Source organism: Ellagibacter sp., assembly GCF_048412355.1.
Lineage (GTDB): Bacteria > Actinomycetota > Coriobacteriia > Coriobacteriales > Eggerthellaceae > Ellagibacter.
This window is the reverse complement of the sequence record NZ_DBFSAP010000050.1, coordinates 52,836-71,436: the sequence shown is the minus strand read 5'-3', so window position 1 is coordinate 71,436 and position 18,601 is coordinate 52,836. Positions and strand designations below refer to the sequence as shown.

The following is an 18,601-nucleotide window of genomic DNA, read 5'->3' as shown; positions in this document are numbered from 1 at the left end:
AGCGCGACGCCAAACATGCAAAGTGCGGAAAACGAGGGGCGAAAGCATGCACGCCACGCCTTTGCAAACATCGAGGTTTGGCGGTTTCGCCAGCGGCAGCACAGGCCGAGTTCGACCCTGTGCTAGTATCGACAGGTTGAATCCACGAGGGCGAGAGGAGCCGCAGATGAAATTGCTTTTGCACGCATGCTGCGGGCCATGCTCGCTCGAGCCTGTGCGCCTTCTCCAAGCGGCAGGGCACGATATCGCCATTTACTACGCGAACTCGAACATCACACCGCGCGAAGAGTACGCGCACCGCCTCGCCACGCTCGAGGATTGGGCGAAAAGCGAGGGCATTCCCGTTATCGAGGGCCCTTACGACCCTGCCACCTGGGAAGAGGCTGCGGGGCGCATCGGAGATGCAGCGCTCGCCGACGTGCAGGCAGCACGCAAGGAAGCGCAATCGGCCACAGGCGAGGACGCGTCCCTCCGCGCCGACGTCCTCTCCGTCGACCCCACGCGCCGAGAGGCACGCTGCCGCGCGTGCTACCGGCTGCGACTCGAAGAGACGGCGCGGGTGGCTGCCGAGCAGGGCTTCGACGGCATCGGCACCACGCTTTCCGTAAGCCCCTACCAATACACCCAGGTCATCGAGCAGGAAGTGCGCCGGGCGGCCGAGCGAGAGGGAATCAAGGGCATCTTCGAGGACTTCCGCCCCTACTACGACGAGGCGACGCGCCGAAGCCGCGCCCTCGGGATGTATCGCCAGAATTACTGCGGTTGCCGCATAAGCGACGAGGAAGCAACCGCCGAGCGAGCAGAGCGCAAGGCGCAGCGAGCCGCCGCAAAACAGACAGAACGCGCCGAGCACGCCGCCGAGATCGCCGCCGCCGAGGCGGAGCTCAAACAGCATCGCGCCGCACGCGCAGCATACGACAAGAAGCAAGCCCGCAAGCGAGCGATTCTCAAATCGCTTCGCGAGCAGGCAAAACAGAAAGCATCAGAGTGAAACCCTTCGCCGACCTCATACATCGCTACATGGACCACGTGCGCCGCACGTGCGAGACCGACCCCGAGCGCGGCTGGCGAGATGCCCTCATCGGCTTTCGCGGCAACACCTGGGGATCGCGCCATCTTCCCAACTTCCATGCGGCGCGCGGCTATCACAAACTGGAGGCCTACACACTCGGCCTCGTCTCCGACCAACTCGGACATGAAAGCAACTACGTATGGGGCAACGTGTTCGCACCGGTGGAGATTATGGAGTGTTTCGGGCTGGGAACCGTAAGCGTCGAGTGCCTGGCAAGCTTTTTCTCGGGATACCACGCAGCGCCGTACTTCATCGACCGCGCACAGGAATCCGGCATTGCATCCACGCTGTGCACGTACCACAAAACGGTCATGGGGATGATGGAGACGGGCGTGCTGCATGCGCCACGGCTCGCCGTGACCACCTCCTGCGCCTGTGACGGCAACCTGAGCACCTTCCGCCAACTGGGGCAACGGATGGACGTCCCCATGGTGCTGCTCGATGTGCCCTATGATAACGATGACGCATCGATCGACTACCTCGCCGACCAGCTGCGAGAGCTCGCACGTACGCTTGAGAAGCTGACGGGCACCCCCTTCGACGAGAGCCGCCTTTCCCATCTTCTGGAAGTCGAGCGCGAGACGAACGCCCTCGCCTGGGAATTCATGCGCCTGCAAGCGGAGCACTTCTACCCGGCCGAGTTCATTCATCACCTGTTCTTCGTGCTCGCCATGCAGCTTTCGGCGGGAAGCGAGGAGTTGCGCGATCTTTTGCGCTTCATGGTGGACGACATCAAGCGTGCGCCGAGGCTTCAGGGTGACAAGATTCTTTGGGTGCACCTCATGCCGTACTACCAGCAAAGCCTGAAAGCCGCCTTCGACTACAGCCCGGACCATCAGATCGTTGCCGTCGATATGGCCTTTTGCACGATGAGCGACCTCGACGACGCCGATCCTTTTCGCGCGCTCGCCAAAAAGCTCATCGGCAACGCAATGAACGGCCCCTACGAACGCAAGCTCGCACTCGTCGACCGTCTGCTCGACGCGACGCACGCCGACGGCGTCATCCACTTCTGTCACTGGGGATGCAAGCAGTCCTCAGGCGGGAGCGCCCTTTTGCGTGAGCACCTGCACGAAGCCGGCGTGCCACTTCTGCAGCTCGACGGCGACGGCATCGACGAGCGCAACAGCCACGACGGGCAGATAAAGACGCGCCTCGAGGCATTCTTCGAGGTGCTCGAGGCGAAGCGGGCAGAAGGCGCCGCGCAGGGCGGGAACGTCAACGGGGAAAGCACTGCGCAGGGCGGGACCGCCGAGACGAAAGGCGGTGCGCAATGAGGGTCGGATATGTCTGCAAATACGCCCCCATCGAGGCGCTCGAGGCAATGGGCGCGCATATGGAGCGCATCGAGCCTGATGAGAGCCTCGTCAGCTTCGACGCTGCCGAGTCTTGCATGCACGCGAACGTGTGCAGTTTCGCGAAGGCGACGTTCGAGACCGTCCTTTCGGGAAACCTTGACGGCATCGTGCTGACCACCTGCTGCGACAGCATGCGCCGCCTCGCCGACGCCCTGCGCGCGCAAGCTCCCGACCTGTTCATCCACGTGCTCGACGTGCCGCGCGACACGGGCGAGGCAGCCTGCGCGCTGTTCGAGCGCAACGTGCGAAAGCTCCTTTCTGCATACGGCGAGTTCGCCAATGCAACGTTTTCGGAAGAGAAGCTGTTCGCCCAGCTCGGCGGCACCCTTTGCCCTGCGGAAGGGAACTGCGACTCACCCTTGGAGCTCGACTTGGCGAGACTTCATTCAGAAGCTGCGCAGCCTTCATTCCGCCTCGCGAAGTCGAGCTCCGTCTCGCAAAGTTTCGCCAACAGCAACCAGGCGGCGGACTCGGCCGCATGGAGCGAAGGCTGCGAAGCTTCTGAGCGAAGCGCGACCGCGCCAGCCGCCGCCCCGCAGGTCGACAACGCCCTGCAACCGCAGACGCACTTCTCCCCCACGATGCCCAATGTAGGCATCGCAGGCGCACGCGCGAACGCCGAAATCAAACGCATTCTCGAAGCGCACGGCGTGAACATCGCCTTCGACATCACCTGCACGAACGCAATCCGTCGTTTCGTGCCCCGAAAAACAGACACCCTTGCCCAGTATGCGCACGACGTGCTCACGCAGCTTCCCTGCGCGCGCATGCGGAACATATCCCCGCGCAAAGCCTTCTTCGACCAAGTCCTTCCCCAGGTCGACGGGCTGGTCTACCACGCCGTGCAATTTTGCGACATGTATTCTTACGAGTACAGCGACCTTAAACGGACATCACCTGCGCCGATACTCGCGCTCGAAACCGATTGCACCGCGCAGAGCCGCGGGCAGATGCTCACGCGGCTCGAGGCGTTCCTCGAGTCAATTGGCGCCTCGCGAACCGAACACCTCGCAAGCCAGAAAGGCTCACCTATGAGCACAGCCGCCACCTTCGTCGTCGGGCTCGACTCGGGCTCGACTTCCACCAACGCCGTCGTCATGAACGAGGCGCGCAAGATCGTCGCAAGCGTCGTCATCAGAACGGGCGCTAAGGCGGGCGCCTCCGCCGAGCGCGCGTATAGCGAAGTGCTCGAGCGCGCAGGTATCACGCCTGACCAGGTCGTATGCACCATTGCCACCGGATACGGTCGCGTGAGCATCCCGTTTGCCGACGAGAACGTGACCGAGATCAGCTGCCACGGGCGAGGTGCGCACTACTTCAACCCCGACGTTCGCACTATCCTCGACATCGGCGGCCAAGACAGCAAGGCCATCCATGTGAACGCCGCAGGCGAGGTGACCGATTTCGCGATGAACGACAAGTGCGCGGCGGGCACGGGACGTTTTCTCGAAATGATCGCGCGCTCGCTCGAGATCAGCCTCGACGAGCTGGGGCCAGCGGCGCTCGAGAGCAAGAAACGCCTGGAAATCGCCAGCATGTGCTCGGTGTTCGCGGAGTCCGAGGTCATCTCGCTCATCGCCAACAACGAGGAGAAACCCGACATTGCAGCAGGCGTCTGCCGCGCCGTGGCCGGCAAAGCGTATTCGCTCATGAGGCGCGTCGGCCTGGAAGGCGCCTACATGATGACGGGCGGTGTCGCCCAAAACCCGGGCGTGGTGCGCGCGGTCGAGGAGCTCATCGGAGAGAAGCTCTTCATCTGCGAGGACCCCGAAATCGTGGGCGCCACGGGAGCTGCTTTGCTCGCGTTGGAGAAATCAGAGTAGTATATTTACGTATAAATTTTGCATAAATTTATGCTATAATTTCTTCCGTTCTAAGGAGGAATCTATGCCATTGCCTATACCGCAGATCAGGCCCATCAGTGACCTTCGCACCAATCTGAACGATGTATGCGAATTGGCGCGCGAGAGCCAACAGCCCATCTTCATGACGAAGAACGGCAAGGCAAGCCTCGTGGTTATCGACTGCGAGGCGTACGAAGGGCAACAGCGACACGAACGCTATGTACAGAAACTCCGCGAAGCAGAAATCGAGGAGAAATATCGATCGGAATCGCTCACGAAACAGGCAGTCGGCGATTCCATCGAGCGCCTCTTCGCATATTGGGGCGTTTAAATGCTTGCCCCCCTCTACCGTCCTCGCGCTGCACACGATCTAGAATCGATAGTGATTTATCTCGGTGAGGTGCAGAAAGTCCCGAAATCAGCCCGCAAAATCTACGATTCGATCGTCGAAGCGATTGATCACCTTTGCGAAACGCCCGAGCTTGGCCGCCCCTTCGCCGACGAAAGACTTTCTCACCAAGGGTACCGATCATGGCTTGTCAGCCCCTACCGCATTTTCTATTCTTTCAACAGCGAGAACCTTATCGTATGGCGAATCATACACACTCGCCAAGATATCGATGACTTTGCGTTCATCGACATCGATGATTAACCGAACGCAAAGCGACGATTAAAGGATTATTACATGAGAACAGAAGACTTTAATTATTCAACAGTCCAGTGGACTGTTGAACCCCGAGCACCGCGAAGCGGGGCGCAGGGGGCAGGGAAGGCGAAGGGCCACGGCGAAGGGCGGCGGGCCGCACTGAAAGCCTGCCGAGCATCCTCAACAGTCCAGTGGACTGCTGAACCCCGAGCACCGCGAAGCGGGGCGCAGGGGGCCAGGAAGGCGAAGCTCCACAGCGAAGGGCAACAAGCATGAGAACTGAAGATTTCAACTATAACCTGCCCGAAGAGCTTATCGCGCAGGAACCTGCGGCGGTGCGCGACGCCTGCCGCATGTTGGTAATGGACCGCGAATCGGGAGAACTCGAAGATCGCATCTTCCGCGACATCGAGGAGTACTTGCGCCCAGGCGATCTGCTCGTGGCAAACGAGACGCGCGTCATGCCCGCACGCCTTTTAGGCGCGAAACGAGGCACGGGCGGTCAGGCGGAAGTGTTCCTCCTTCGCGAGGTCAAAGGCGAGAAGGCAAAGCCTTATCTCGACGACGCGCTTACCGAATCAACCAACCAACAGGCCATTTGGGAAGTGCTCGTGCGCCCTGGCAAGCGCCTGAAGCCAGGCAGCGGCGCTGTAGTCGACTTCACCGACAAGCAGGGAAGCGTCGCACTTTCCGCCGAAGTCGTCGACTGGGCGAGCGCGAAGACGGACGCAGCGGCGGCGGGCGAAGGCCAGGACGCCGAGGCATCGGCCGCTAAAGGCGAGCGTATCGCGCGCCTCACCACGACGCACCCCTCGCTCGATGAGGCGCTTCACGCCGTTGGTCACACACCCCTTCCGCCCTACATCAAAAACTACGCTGGCGACGAAGAGCTGTACCAAACCGTGTACTCGCGCCGCGAGGCTTCGGCGGCTGCGCCCACCGCGGGCCTCCACTTCACACCCGAGCTCATCGAGCGTTTGAAGGCGAAGGGAGTCCGTTGGGAAACCGTCGAGCTCGAAGTGGGCCTCGACACGTTCCGCATCGTAGACGAGGACGATCCGACCAAGCACAAGATGCACACCGAGTTCTACACCGTGCCGCAGACCACCGTCGACGCCATCAATGAGACGCATGCGGCGGGCGGGCGCGTCATCGCCGTGGGAACCACGTCAACCCGCAGCCTGGAAAGCGCCTGGGACCCGCAGGCGAACGGCGGCGAAGGCGCCATCACGGCGCGCGATCGCGACGCCACGAGCCTCTACCTTCTGCCGGGCAGCACCTTCCACGTGATCGACGGGCTCATCACGAACTTCCACGTGCCCAAGAGCACGCTCATGATGCTCGTGAGCGCGTTCTCGAGCCGTGAGCACATTATGGCGGCGTATCGCCACGCCATCGAGAGCCGCTACCGCATGCTCTCCTTCGGCGATGCCATGTTCATCAAGCCAGCGAAATAGCAAGCGAGAAAAACAAGCGAGGCCTCTGCGAAATCCAAGTTCGCAGGGGCCTCGCATCATGTTGAGGGAAAATCAGGCCGAGAGCGGGGGGAACTCAGCCTGCGGCTATCCTGCGGCTATTCCCCCGCAGGCACCTCACCGGTTTCCAGGATGTGTACAAGCGCGTCCTCGTCGAGCACGGGGACGCCGAGCGCTATGGCCTTGTCGTATTTGCTACCCGCAGCCTCACCTGCGACAACGTAGCTCGTCTTCTTCGACACGCTTCCCGACACCTTCGCGCCGCGCGCCTTAAGGGCAGCCCCCGCCTCGTCGCGCGTCATCCCGCTTTGCGTGAGGCTACCCGTTAGCACGAAAGTCAGCCCTGCAAGCGTTTGCGGCAGCGCGTCTTCCGCTGCGGCCTGCACGTCGTCTTCCAGCGACACGCCGTGCTTGCGCAGCCGATCGATCACGGCCACGTTGTCGGGCGTGCGGAAGAACAGGTACACGCATCGCGCAATCTTCGGACCCACGCCTTCGACCGCAGCGAGCTCCTCCTCGCTTGCCGCCATGAGCGCATCGATGGAAGGGAACGCCGCAGCGAGCGCTTCCGCCATCGTCTTTCCCACATGGCGAATCCCCAAACCGAACAGAGGCCTGGCGAGCGGGCGCGTGCGGCTCTCGTCGATCGCCGCCACGAGCTTCTTCGCCACGGTCTCGCCTAAACGGATCGGCGCACCGTCCTTGTTCACGCGTCCCATATCGAGCATCGAAAGCTCGACCGCATCGAGCGTGTAATAGTCAGCAACGTCGGTCACGCGGCCGCTCTCGATAAGGCGCCCTATGATTTCCTCGCCCATGCCGTCGATGTCCATAGCGCCGCGGCTCGCCCAATGAATAAGGCGCTCGGCCGCCTGAGCTGGGCAATCAATAGAAATGCAGCGGTAGTCGACTTCGCCCTCCTCGCGCACGACGGGGCTTTGGCAGCTCGGGCACACGCGCGGCATCTCCCACGGCTGTGCATCGGCCGGACGAAGGGAAAGCACGGGCCCTAAGATTTCAGGAATCACGTCGCCCGCCTTGCGCACGATGATCGTATCGCCCACGCGCACGTCCTTGCGGCGCACCTCGTCCTCGTTGTGCAGCGTCGCGCGGGCCACGGTAGAGCCCGCCACGCGCACCGGGTCGAGCTCGGCCACGGGCGTCAGCTTACCCGTGCGCCCGACCTGCACCGTGATATCGCGCAGCAGCGTCGTTTTCTCCTCGGGCGGGAACTTGAAGGCAATCGCCCAGCGAGGAGCACGCGCCGTGTAGCCCATCGCCTCCTGCTGCGCGAACGAGTTCACCTTCACGACAACGCCGTCAATCTCGTAAGGCAAGGCGTTTCTGCGCTCCAGCGAGCGCTCGCAGAACGCATGGACCTCTTCTGCCGAGTGGACAAGCTCGATGTCGGGATTTACGTGGAAACCCGCACGCTTCAACCATTGCAGCAAATCCCACTGGGTGTCGAGTGCGAGCTTGCGCTCATCGCCCACCGCATACACGAACGTCGACAGGTCGCGATGCGCTGTGACCTGCGGATCCTTTTGGCGAAGGCTGCCTGCAGCGGCGTTTCGCGGATTGGCGAACCCTGACTTGCCGTTCGCCTCCGCCGCCGCATTAAGGGACTCGAAGCTCGACTTGGGCATGTAGCACTCGCCGCGCAACTCGATAGGCTCCTCAGTATCGCGGATGGCGGAAAGCGCCTCGTCGCGCAGGCGCAAAGGAACGTCTCGCACGGTTCGCACGTTTACCGTGATGTCCTCGCCCGTCGTACCGTCGCCGCGCGTCGCCGCCTTCAGAAGGCGCCCGTTCTCGAAGGTGAAGGCGACAGAGGAGCCGTCGATCTTCAGCTCGCACACAAGCGGGGGAATCTCGCCGAAGAAGTCCTCCACGCGACCGAGCCACTCGTCGAGCTCGCCGGCGTCCATGGCGTCGTCGAGCGAGTACATGCGCCGCTCGTGCTGGATGGGTGCGAACTGATCGCCGACATAGCCGCCCACGCGCTGGGTCGGGCTCGACGGGTCGATGAGTTCCGGATGCTGCGCCTCGAGCGCGCGCAGCTCGTGCATGAGCGAGTCGAACGCGCCGTCGGAGATCGCGGGCGCATCGAGGGCGTAATAGAGATAGCTGTTGTGCTCGATCTCGCGGCGGAGCGCCTCGATGCGCGCTGCCGGATCGGTTGCCTGAGCAGCCAATTCCTCGCCGCTGAACAGATTCTGTTGCTCTTCGGGCATATCCGTCCCCTTCACGAACAAGGCCCCGGGCATGCCGGGGCCTGATACCGTTTCGCTATGCGGCCGCCCGCCGGGGCGACGCTACATGAGCACGCTGTCGGCGCGCCATCCGTACATGATAAGGGAAACGCCGCGCATAATGACAAATACCGCCAAGAAAACAGCGAGCATCGCCGGGTAGACGAAGAACACCACGCCGCACAGGATGTCCACGATACCCGAGAACACCATCCAGCCCCACATCGGCATGTTGAACTTGTGCAGCTGAACCGCGCCGACGACCTCGATGACGCCGAACGCCACGACGAAGATGCCCACAAGCCACGAAACAACGCCCGCAAAAACAATCGGATGCAGCAGCAACATGATGCCGATGATGATGTCGAGGACCGCATACACGATCATCCAGGGCGAAGGCGAGGTGAATAGGTTTCCCTTCAGGCGCACATATCCCACAAGATCGAGGATGCCGCTCACGAGGAAGCCAGCGCCCAGTATCGCCGTGATCGTCGCCAACGTGAGTCCAGGGAACGCGGTGATGAAGATTGCGAGCAAAACGAGGAGCGCACCTGCGCCGATAAGCCCCCAATCGTGACGCTTCGATTCCGCCATAACAATCGACCTCCTTTGGTATCGATGGACGCCGCGCCGTGGTTGACACGCCGCGCCCTCATGCAACAGCCACATTCTACCGCGCACGTTCGCCGCGGTGAATAGTTATTACACACTTGCTGAATAACGTGCGTACAATTCTCGCTCGCTCAAGCGGCTCTTAAGCGCCTCGAGTTCCCGAACCACCAGGGGAAGATAGCGCGGCAGGTCCTCCGCCACGACGCAACGCTCGGAGAGCTCGGACGCGGCAAGACGGCCCGCCCGGGCGTGAAACGTCGCCGCGAGCACGCACGCATCGAAAGGCGCGAGCCCTTGCGCGAGGAGCGCGCCGATCATACCCGCAAGCACGTCTCCCGTGCCGGCCTTCGCGAGCGCAGGCGTCCCCTCGTCCATCACCGCGGTGGTCTCGCCATCGGAGATGAAGCTCTTAGGCCCCTTAACAAGCGCCGTCACGCCATACGCAAGCGAGATAAGGCGTGCGAGCTCGTCAGCATCGTCGGTCGGGAAATCGAAGGGGGCGGCAAGCCGAGCCGCCTCACCCGCATGGGGCGTCACGATCGTCTCGAGCCCGGACTCGAACCGCTCTTGGACGAGCTTGCGGCCCTTTTTCGTAGAGAGGAAGGCAAGAGCGCCCCCGTCTACCACAAGTGGCGCGCAGACCGATTCGATCACAGTGAAGGCGAGCTTCTCGCACGATCCGCTCGACGCGTCGAAGCCAGGGCCTAAGACGTACGCCGACGGATGGCCCGCCCGCATTGGCGGGAAATCGCGAGGGGAAAGGTTCTTCCACGGGCGGACGACGAGGGAGGGGCTTACCGCGCGAACGGCATCGACCGATTTCGGCGCGCAGATAACCTCGGTATACCCCGCCCCCATGCGCTGAGATGCCAAGGCGGCAAGAGCGGCGGCACCGGGATAGCGCGAGCAGCCGGCAACGAGCGACACCTTCCCGCGCGTATACTTGTTGGCATCTTCCGCAAGCTCGGGAAGGAGGCCGCACAGCTTCGCATCCGAATACTTCCATGCGATCATCTTGAAGTCCCTTCGCGTTTTTTCACCATCTTGCTTGAGTATAACCGTTGTGTGCCAGGCTTGACTCCTTCAAGCTGCTCATCATCTTATCCGATTTGCGATTTCGGTGGACGGGGCGAGCGGCGCAAAGCGAAGATTTGAGCGAACGCGCCAATGGGGCATGACGAGCGCCCACGAGTGCCTCGGTCGAACGGCAACCCGCGGGCGCCCCGCCGGGTGTCACTCCATTCTTTACCCGTTATTCTTGATATATGTTAGACAGCTGCCTATTTTATTGATTTTCAATCTATCTGGGATTATACCCTGCTACAATCGCGGCATGGATGTTGTTGTTTGTCACATATCAGCTCTTCACTACTGGCTCTCGCACGTCGGGAGCCCCCGCATGGACGACTTTCGATCCACCAGCACTCCCCAACTTAGCATTCCCCTTCGCGAATCCGAGATAGCGGCAGCCGTGGGCGTTCTTCCCGAAGAACGACAACACGAGAAAGTGCATCTTCTTGTCGAAACGCACGAGGCAGCAAGGCACTCGCACGATGTCGCGATTCATACGACCACTCTTGAGCTCGGACCTGCGGATTTCCATCTCGCAGCGCCGGGAGTCTTCGTTTGCTCGCCCGAGTTCGCGCTCATCCAAGCCGCCCCGGCGCTCGGCGAAATTGAGTTCCTTCGAATCGCATTCGCACTCTGCGGGACCTATCGCGTTGGTATCAACGACGCATATCCCCTGACCACACCCTTGAGAATCAACCAGATGCTCACCCGCATGACGGGCTTGAACGGCGCCAAACCCGCCCGCCGACTTACGCCATACGTTCTCGCGGGCGCGGCCTCCCCGCGAGAAACCCAGCTCGTGCTGCATCTTTGCCTGCCCTACCGCATGGGCAGCTACGGGATTGCCTATCCGCAGCTCAACCCACGCATCGACCTTCCTGCGCACGTTCAACGGCTTACGGGAAACAGCGTGCTGTTCCCAGACCTATTCTGGCCCGACAAGAACATCGCCGTCGAGTACGACAGCGACAAATGGCACACGGGCTCTTCGCGCATTGCGAACGATGCTCGCCGGCGCAATATTCTCGTACATCTGGGGATAACGGAGATTTGCGTCACAAAACGCCAGTTCAACGACTTGATCGCCTTCGATAAAACAGCGCGGATCCTTTCCCGTCGGCTTCGGCATAGAATCCACCCCCGCAGCGAGGAGTTCCGCAGTCGGCAGATGAAGCTCCGCAAGCAGCTGCTAGCCCCGCTCCTTCGTGTACAAGGATAACGTCGAACGGTTGGAGCAGCATTCCCGAGCTAAACGCCCTCGGGCGAGGCGGCCTTCTCGCCAGACGGCGTCGCGTCGGCAGGGGCGTCGATCTCGTCAAGCATCGAGCGCGCCTCCTTGAAGCGCTTCGCGAGCTCGGCTTTCTGGTCGACCCGCTCCTCCGCCGCCTTTTGGGAATCCTCCGTGATAGCCAAAGCGCACGCGACAGCATCGGTATGCGTATACGAAAGCGAGATGGGAAGCTCGCGAACACCCAGCTCCTTGGCTACCTGCTTCGCGCGGCCCGACAGCACCACATAAGGCCGCCCCTTCGACGAACGCTTCACCTCGATGTCGCGCACTCCGATTCCGCGAGTGAAACCCGTTCCAAGAGCCTTCACCACGGCCTCCTTTGCAGCGAAGCGCGTGGCGAAATGGACCTCGGGCATAGCCGTGCCCTCGCAGTAGCAGCATTCCTCGCAGGAAAACACCTTGCGCGCGAACGACGGAGTGCGCTCCAGAATCTTCTTCATGCGCGCAATCTCGACGATGTCGACACCAAGGCCGACCGCCCCGTCGATGGGCAGCGACACTGCGGCGGCGTCCTCGACCGCGCGAACGGTCTCCTCTTTCCGTGCAGGCATCAAAACTCCGCTTCTCTATTCTACCGTCACGCTCTTCGCGAGGTTACGCGGCTGGTCGACATCGCAGCCGCGCTCGACGGCGATGGCGCGGGCGAACAGCTGCAGCGGCACGCTCGCCGTGATGGCGGAAAACGCATCGCGAACCTTCGGGATGTAAATCACGTGGTCAGCGTGCTGTTTGATGTCCTCGTCGCCCTCGGTGGCCACGGCGACGATCATCGCGCCGCGGGCCTTGCTCTCCTGCAGGTTGGAAACGACCTTGTCGTAGACCGGACTCTTCGTCGCGATGGCGATGACGGGGAACCCTTCGTCGATGAGCGCGATCGGACCGTGCTTCATCTCGCCGGCGGGGTACGCCTCGGCGTGCAGGTAGCTGATCTCCTTCAGCTTGAGCGCACCCTCGTAGCTGATGGCGGCACCCATGCCGCGCCCGATGAAGAGCGCGTTGCGGGCATCCTTACACGCGCGCGCCGCCTCCTCGATGGAGGGCTTGCACTCGGCGAGGATGCGCTCGACCTGCTCGGCCGTGTCAGCCAGCTCGCGGAACAACAGGCGAATCTGGTTCATGCGAAGCTTGCCCTTCGCCTGGGCGAGCAGCATCGCGAGCAGCGTCAAGCTTACCACCTGGCCCAAGAACGATTTCGTCGACGCAACGGCGATTTCCTTGTTCGCCTTCGTGTAGATGACACCGTCGGACTCGCGCGCCACGGGGCTTCCCACCACGTTCGTGATGCCGAACACGCGCGCACCCTTTACGCGAGCATCGCGGATAGCGGCGAGCGTGTCGGCCGTCTCGCCCGACTGGGACACCGCCACGACGAGAGTCGTCGGGGTGATGATGGGGTTACGATAGCGGAACTCGCTTGCGACCTCGCATTCCGTGGGGATGCGCGCCCAGCCCTCGATCAGGTTCTTCGCGATGAGGCCCGCATGGTAGCTCGTGCCGCACGCGATGACGTACACGCGGTCGATGAGGTTGAGCTCCTCAGGCGTCAGGTCGAGCTCGTCGATGGAGAGCGCGCCGTTCACAAGCCGCCCAGCGAGCGTGTCGCGGATGACGCGCGGCTGCTCGTGGATCTCCTTCAGCATGAAATCGGGATAGCCGCCCTTTTCGGCCAGGTCAAGGTCCCAATCAACATGCGTGATGCGCGGCTCGATCGCACGTCCCGCCTCATCGGTGTACTCGATGCCCGAAGCGGTCATGCGCGCGTACTCGCCGTCCCCCAAGATGACGACATCGCGCGTGGCGTCGATCATGGCAATCATGTCGGAGGCGACGTATGCGCCGTCTTCCCCCTGCCCGATGACGATCGGGGAATCTTTGCGCGTGACCGCGATGACGCCCGGCTCCATGTCGCAGACGGCGGCAAGGCCGTACGCGCCCACGATGCGAGAGCACGCCTCGCGCAGCGCCGCAACGAGATCGCCCTGGTAGGCTTCTTCAAGAAGATGGGCGACGACCTCAGTATCGGTCTCGCTCGTGAAGACGTGCCCGCGGCCTTCAAGCTCTTCGCGCAACTCGGCGAAGTTCTCGATGATACCGTTGTGCACGACGGCGATATGCCCGCCGCAAGAAGTGTGCGGATGCGCGTTCGCTTCGCTCGGTTTGCCATGCGTGGCCCAACGCGTGTGCCCGATGCCGCACGTGCCCTGGAAATCAAAATGCGACAGCGTGTGCTCCAGGCTCGCAACCTTGCCCTTGCGATGGATGACGGCAAGGGAGTCGCCCTCCTGCACCGCGATGCCGGCCGAATCGTAACCGCGGTATTCAAGCCGCGTTAAACCCTGAATAAGAATACCCTGAGCTGAGCGTTTGCCAGTATATCCCACGATTCCGCACATATGAGAGCTCCTTGTCGTCAGGCGCGGGCGCGCTTTTTTCCGCACCTATTCTAGGCGATTCGCGCAAGTTGAAAGTCCCCATAGACGTCAAAGCAGAAAATCAATCGGCAATGGCGCATCCTCGCGCGATGGCGCCGGCCAAGCCCCGCGAAACCACATCGCCACGGGTCCTGTCGCACACCCTGCTCGCGCGATTCGCCTTTCGAAATCCGCCGCGCTCGCGCGACTAACCGAAAGCCACTGCATTCTTTCGGAAAATATTGGCAGGCTGATTAGCTTTGAGCGATAATAAGGAGTTGTTTCAGACGTATACGTGTACGAAAGAGGTCCTGCATTATGTGGAGCAGCTGCCATCCAAAGTCGGATGACGACTTGAAGGAATGCGCCGAGCTGGGCAAATCGCTCAATCGTCTTTCCCAACCCACCATTCTCACCCTGCTTGCCCAATCGGAAACTCCGCTTCATGGCTATATCATCGTCCAGCAAGCGGCCAGCTCTCCGATGTTTGGCGGAAAGAAACCCGACGCGACAGGCGTCTACCGCGCGCTCAAGCGCATGGAGGAATCGGGGCTTGTCACCTCCGAGTGGGAAACTCCCGCCGAGGGATCGGCGAAACGCCTGTTCAAGCTTACAGAAAAGGGCCGTCGCTGCCTGCGTCGCTGGATCGACGCGCTCGCCTGCTACGAGCTCACGCTCGAAGAGCTTCGCAAGGACGCCGCCGACGCGCTCGGCATCGAGCTTCCCGACGCACCGACCTGCTCGCACTAGCTTTCGCACTCGATTCGCTCATGGCGGTGAGCCCCTCGACTGCGAGAGCTCCGCAATTGTTATCTCTCACCTGGAAAAGGAGCCCCATGAGCGAATCATCCGCGCGCCGCGCGCAAGATTACCCCGCAGTGTCCGGCCGCGACATCGCCGCACTGCAAGACCCGCGCCCCACGACCATCATCGGCGCATGCGGCGCCGGTGGCGAAACCTGCTTCGCCACCGTCATCTGGGTCACGCCGCTTTCTCACAATCCCCCGCTCATCGCCTTCGCCCTCCGTGCGAAATCGCGCACCATGCAGCTCATCCAACAATCGAGGGCCTGCAGCATCACCACGCTTCCCGCCACTGAAAAGGCCGTCGAGCTTGCAGAATACTGCGGCACCACCTCGGGAAACATCGCCGACAAGGCCTCGCAGGTCCCCCATTTCACCGCAACCGCAGAAAACGGCTCGCCCGTTCCCGTGCCCGAGCTCGCCTATGCATGGGAAGTTTGCGGAGTGAACGATATCCAGCAAGCCGGCGATCACCTGCTTGTCATCTGCAATGTGGAGAAAGCGCATATCGACTGCGAACGCGACGGAAAAGGCCAGCTCATTCCCCACGATATGCTCCTCTGCGTGCAACACGGCACCTACGCCGCCGACCGCGTGCTCTAGCAGGCCCGCAAGCCTCGAAGGACGACTTTCAGCGACCAAGGCGACCCTCTGCTGCTGCAGGCACCTTAGGGCTCGCGCATCACCGCTCAACCCAAAGAATAACACGGGGCTCTGCCACCTCAACGATGGCAGAGCCCCACACTTGTTTCTCACTTCGCTTTTCCCGGAGCCCTTATGTGCCCTCTCGCTTCCATCCCATGGGAAGCGGGCCGCACTCCTCGATGAGCGGGCACCCGCCGCATTCCTCCGTCACACCGGGGGCGATATCGTCCCAGGGAATCTCGATGAACCCCAAAACGCGATAGAACCCGATCGACTTCCCGCGTGCCACCAGGCGAATCTCGTCGTGATGCGCTCTGGCGTCGTCGATAAGCGCCCGCCCGACGCCGTACCCGCGCCACTGCTCGTTGATTACCACGGGGTTCACGTGCGCGATTCCCGCCTCACTGAACGCCAGACGGCAAAAACCAACGCAGTCGTCGTCCCCGTTCGCCGCGACGGTGACGTTCTCAAGCGAGGGGATGGCATCCATCCCCTCGTTGTACGCATAGTAATTGATAAGCGCCCAGTCGCTCTCGCGTGCCGGGCGCAGCGTAAATAAATCGCTCATGACCTGGCCTTATACTACATGATGGGCGGCACATAGATCTTCATGCGCGAGTGCGGGATGGCCTTCAGCGAAAGCTCGGTCAGCCCCTGCGCGACCGTCTCCAAGCGATCGGTCGGGATTCCCATGAACATCATGTCCTCGCCGATATCGGTCGCCGCTCGGCAGCCGTAGCATCCAAACGTGATGTTCGGCTCCTCTTTCATCAGGGGATACAACACCGCTTCCACGCACATCGAGTTAAATCCCGATGCATGGAAATCGAAGCGATGGCCGCTGTAGTAGCTCATCGACATGCACAGCCACATCATCTGCTCGGGTGTGCCAGTGAACACGACCACTTCGGGCTTGCGCACCGTCTTCGAAAGCGGTGCGACGTAGGTGGCGCGGCGGCTATGTGGCGGAAGCGTCGGGCGCTCGCGCACCATGCGCGCAGCGGCTTCCGCGTTCACCACCTTGTGGAAGAGCACGTAAATCTCGCCCGTCGCCAGCTTCTCAGGAACGCCCGTCATGCCGAAAATCGACGTACCATCAGGGCACGAATGGCGAAACGGCGGCATAAGGATGCTCGCACCGCGGCGCGCAGCCATCATCGCCTGGCAAAAGCGCAGGTTCTCAGACGGCATAGGGACGTCGGGCAGAAGCTCGTCCTTGTCGATGAGGCTCACCGCGACGGGGCGCCAGCGAAGGTCGAGCTTGTCCATGATGGTGCGCTCCAGCTCGGCATAGTGCCGGTGAAGCTCGGCGTCGATCGGCTCAGCGCGCGGCTCGTCCGCGAAGGGGTCATACGTTGCGTCCCCCTCGCATTCAACGGTGAGCGCACGCTGGGGACAGTTGCCCGCGCACGTAGTGCACCCCACGCAGTTGTCGATGTGCGCCGCGAAGGGATAGCCCTCCTCGTTCGCCTCGAGCACATTGCAGGGGCAAAATGCGATGCACAGGCCGCACTTCACGCAGCGCGACGCATCGTTTGCCACCGAATAAACGGTCTCGCTCGTGTCGTTGGAGGCGTCCCACAACGCGATCTGATCTTGAGTGTCCATGTTCGCTACCGCAATTCTTCCTTGCACCAAGGCGGATACACGCGTCGTCCCGAGGAGTCCGTCAGATGGTACGAGCAGAACGGAATGGCACGTCCATCAGGCACCGTGACCATCATGGAGCACTCGCGCAAACGCTGCGTGTCCATGGAGATGGCGTCCATGTAGTTCATGATGATGACCGACAGGCCGCTTTTCACCTCGACGCCCTTCTTGGAGAGGATGTCCAAGAACACCGAGCCCTGGGGACTGTCGGGGCTGTAGCCCTCGCGATATTCCTCGGTCGTCATCGCGCGCGTCGCGGGATAGAATCCGGACGGATGCGCGGGCACGCCCTCGGGCGGGGTGCCGTGCACCAGGAACACGCCGGTGTCGCACAGCGGGTTGGAGCACCCGAGCGGCCAGATGTCCTCCACACGCAGAAGGCCGTCGGACTGCTCGGCCAGATCGAAGATGACGTCGCCTGCGCTCATGGGCATGGCGCGCTCGGCGTCGAAACGACCAGAGGTGAAAGCAGGCTGCAGCGCGAGCCCCGCGACGACGTCGGCGTTCTCAAGCGAGAAGCGCAGAAGGTCGCCCAGCTGGTCGTCGTTGAGGCCGGAAACGACCGCGACGGAGAGCACCACCTGGATGCCGACCTCGCGGCAGCGCTCGATCACCTTGAGCTTGGTCGCGAGGATATCGCGCCCGCACGTGCCCTTGTACACGTCGCCCGTCAGGCCGTCGAAGGAGAGATACACGCCCGTGAGGCCCGCAGCGACAAGGTCTTCGAGATAGCCTTCCTTGTTCGCGATGACAAGGCCGTTCGTGTTGACCTCGATCCCCCAGAAGCCCTTTTCGCGACCCATGTAAATGATGTCGACCAGATCCTTGCGGCAGGTGGGCTCGCCGCCGGTGATCTGCACCGCGCCGTCGGTTCCCACCGCGTTCGCGATCACGTCGTACATCGCCGAGATCTCATCGAGCGTCGGGTCGCCCTCGCCGGTCTCGGCGCTCATGAAGCACACGGGGCAATGCAGGTTGCAGTTGCGCGTGACCTCGATCTCGAGCAGCGTGCCGCGGCGCTCATGGCGCGCGCAGGTGCCGCACCCGAACGGGCACTTGTCCGTCACGGGGATGGTGTTTTGCGGCTTGGTCTTCTCGAACGCCTCGGAGAGCAGCCACTCGTAGTGCTCAGCGGAGGGCCACATGCGCGTGTCGAGCTTGCCGTGTTCGGGGCACGTGCGCGTCATCCACACGACCCCCTCGTCGTCGGCGTACACCTCCGCCGGCAGCTCCTTCAGGCACGTCGGGCACAGTGCCCCCGTTTTATGCAAAGTACGCAAAATCTCGTCCTATCTGGTCTGAAACAACGGCCCGTTCCACGGGCCGCGAGAGATGGAAATCTCCCCTATCGCCGAAGCGTCAGCGAGCGGCGTTCCGGCGAGTGCAGCTGGCGTGAAAAGATTTCGACGCGTACTTCGATTCGCAAGAAATCTTTGGAGCGCCAGCTGTGCCGTCAGAGCGCCGCGCAGCG

At 62.1% G+C, this 18,601-nt stretch carries 17 protein-coding genes; 9 read left to right on the top strand and 8 right to left on the bottom strand.

The genetic code is table 11. The annotated features are described in order from the left end of the window. Window positions 1-166: 166 nt before the first annotated feature. The 6 genes from ACMRQN_RS07950 to queA all read left to right on the top strand — a co-directional run bounded on the left by ACMRQN_RS07950 (window position 167) and on the right by queA (window position 6,377). Window positions 167-991 (top strand): epoxyqueuosine reductase QueH, encoded by an 825-nt coding sequence (locus tag ACMRQN_RS07950; RefSeq protein WP_418734533.1) that lies wholly within the window; start codon window positions 167-169, stop codon window positions 989-991. Beyond that, window positions 988-2,349, top strand: a complete 1,362-nt coding sequence (locus tag ACMRQN_RS07945; protein ID WP_418734532.1) for a 2-hydroxyacyl-CoA dehydratase subunit D — start codon at window positions 988-990, stop codon at window positions 2,347-2,349. Before ACMRQN_RS07950 ends, ACMRQN_RS07945 begins: the two co-directional genes overlap by 4 nt. Then, window positions 2,346-4,253, top strand: a complete 1,908-nt coding sequence (locus tag ACMRQN_RS07940) for an acyl-CoA dehydratase activase (RefSeq protein WP_418734531.1) — start codon at window positions 2,346-2,348, stop codon at window positions 4,251-4,253. Before ACMRQN_RS07945 ends, ACMRQN_RS07940 begins: the two co-directional genes overlap by 4 nt. Before the next feature lie 64 nt (window positions 4,254-4,317). After that, window positions 4,318-4,605, top strand: a complete 288-nt coding sequence (locus tag ACMRQN_RS07935) for a type II toxin-antitoxin system Phd/YefM family antitoxin (protein ID WP_418734530.1) — start codon at window positions 4,318-4,320, stop codon at window positions 4,603-4,605. Next, window positions 4,606-4,926 (top strand): type II toxin-antitoxin system RelE/ParE family toxin, encoded by a 321-nt coding sequence (locus ACMRQN_RS07930; protein WP_418734529.1) that lies wholly within the window; start codon window positions 4,606-4,608, stop codon window positions 4,924-4,926. 266 nt (window positions 4,927-5,192) lie between these two features. Continuing rightward, the gene (queA, locus tag ACMRQN_RS07925; protein WP_418734528.1) at window positions 5,193-6,377 is read left to right on the top strand and encodes a tRNA preQ1(34) S-adenosylmethionine ribosyltransferase-isomerase QueA; all 1,185 of its coding nucleotides are present in this window, start codon (window positions 5,193-5,195) and stop codon (window positions 6,375-6,377) included. A gap of 116 nt (window positions 6,378-6,493) precedes the next feature. Here queA and ligA read toward each other — a convergent pair whose 3' ends face one another. From ligA to ACMRQN_RS07910, 3 genes are all read right to left on the bottom strand, one after another. Then, on the bottom strand, window positions 6,494-8,629 hold the full coding sequence (gene ligA, locus ACMRQN_RS07920) for an NAD-dependent DNA ligase LigA (RefSeq protein ID WP_418734527.1): 2,136 nt from the start codon (window positions 8,627-8,629) through the stop codon (window positions 6,494-6,496). Window positions 8,630-8,710: 81 nt separating this feature from the next. Continuing rightward, complete coding sequence (locus ACMRQN_RS07915; protein ID WP_418734526.1) at window positions 8,711-9,241, bottom strand: HdeD family acid-resistance protein; 531 nt, start codon at window positions 9,239-9,241, stop codon at window positions 8,711-8,713. A gap of 108 nt (window positions 9,242-9,349) precedes the next feature. Further along, window positions 9,350-10,273: an NAD(P)H-hydrate dehydratase gene (locus ACMRQN_RS07910; protein WP_418734525.1), complete on the bottom strand. Its 924-nt coding sequence runs from the start codon at window positions 10,271-10,273 to the stop codon at window positions 9,350-9,352. A gap of 385 nt (window positions 10,274-10,658) precedes the next feature. Between ACMRQN_RS07910 and ACMRQN_RS07905 the strand changes: the two genes are divergently transcribed. Further along, window positions 10,659-11,549 carry a hypothetical protein gene (locus ACMRQN_RS07905; RefSeq protein WP_418734524.1) on the top strand — a complete coding sequence of 297 codons (891 nt, stop codon included), beginning with the start codon at window positions 10,659-10,661 and terminating at the stop codon, window positions 11,547-11,549. A gap of 29 nt (window positions 11,550-11,578) precedes the next feature. Here ACMRQN_RS07905 and acpS read toward each other — a convergent pair whose 3' ends face one another. Both acpS and glmS read right to left on the bottom strand, forming a co-directional pair. Beyond that, entirely contained in the window at window positions 11,579-12,172 is a 594-nt protein-coding gene (acpS, locus tag ACMRQN_RS07900) for a holo-ACP synthase (protein ID WP_418734523.1), read from the bottom strand. A gap of 15 nt (window positions 12,173-12,187) precedes the next feature. After that, window positions 12,188-14,014 carry a glutamine--fructose-6-phosphate transaminase (isomerizing) gene (gene glmS, locus ACMRQN_RS07895; RefSeq protein ID WP_418734522.1) on the bottom strand — a complete coding sequence of 609 codons (1,827 nt, stop codon included), beginning with the start codon at window positions 14,012-14,014 and terminating at the stop codon, window positions 12,188-12,190. 336 nt (window positions 14,015-14,350) lie between these two features. Between glmS and ACMRQN_RS07890 the strand changes: the two genes are divergently transcribed. Beyond that, on the top strand, window positions 14,351-14,782 hold the full coding sequence (locus ACMRQN_RS07890) for a PadR family transcriptional regulator (protein WP_158048724.1): 432 nt from the start codon (window positions 14,351-14,353) through the stop codon (window positions 14,780-14,782). 86 nt (window positions 14,783-14,868) lie between these two features. Then, window positions 14,869-15,438, top strand: a complete 570-nt coding sequence (locus ACMRQN_RS07885; protein WP_418734521.1) for a flavin reductase family protein — start codon at window positions 14,869-14,871, stop codon at window positions 15,436-15,438. A gap of 172 nt (window positions 15,439-15,610) precedes the next feature. On the opposite strand, the gene ACMRQN_RS07880 is transcribed toward ACMRQN_RS07885, so the two are convergent. The 3 genes from ACMRQN_RS07880 to ACMRQN_RS07870 are packed head-to-tail and all read right to left on the bottom strand — an operon-like array spanning window position 15,611 to window position 18,410. Continuing rightward, window positions 15,611-16,048, bottom strand: coding sequence for a GNAT family N-acetyltransferase (locus ACMRQN_RS07880; RefSeq protein ID WP_418734520.1), 438 nt, complete (start codon window positions 16,046-16,048; stop codon window positions 15,611-15,613). 14 nt (window positions 16,049-16,062) lie between these two features. Continuing rightward, window positions 16,063-17,088 (bottom strand): DUF169 domain-containing protein, encoded by a 1,026-nt coding sequence (locus tag ACMRQN_RS07875; RefSeq protein ID WP_418734519.1) that lies wholly within the window; start codon window positions 17,086-17,088, stop codon window positions 16,063-16,065. Between the two features lie 5 nt (window positions 17,089-17,093). After that, a complete protein-coding gene (locus ACMRQN_RS07870; RefSeq protein ID WP_418734518.1) occupies window positions 17,094-18,410 on the bottom strand; it encodes a radical SAM protein in 1,317 nt (438 codons plus the stop codon). Between the last annotated feature and the right edge of the window lie 191 nt (window positions 18,411-18,601).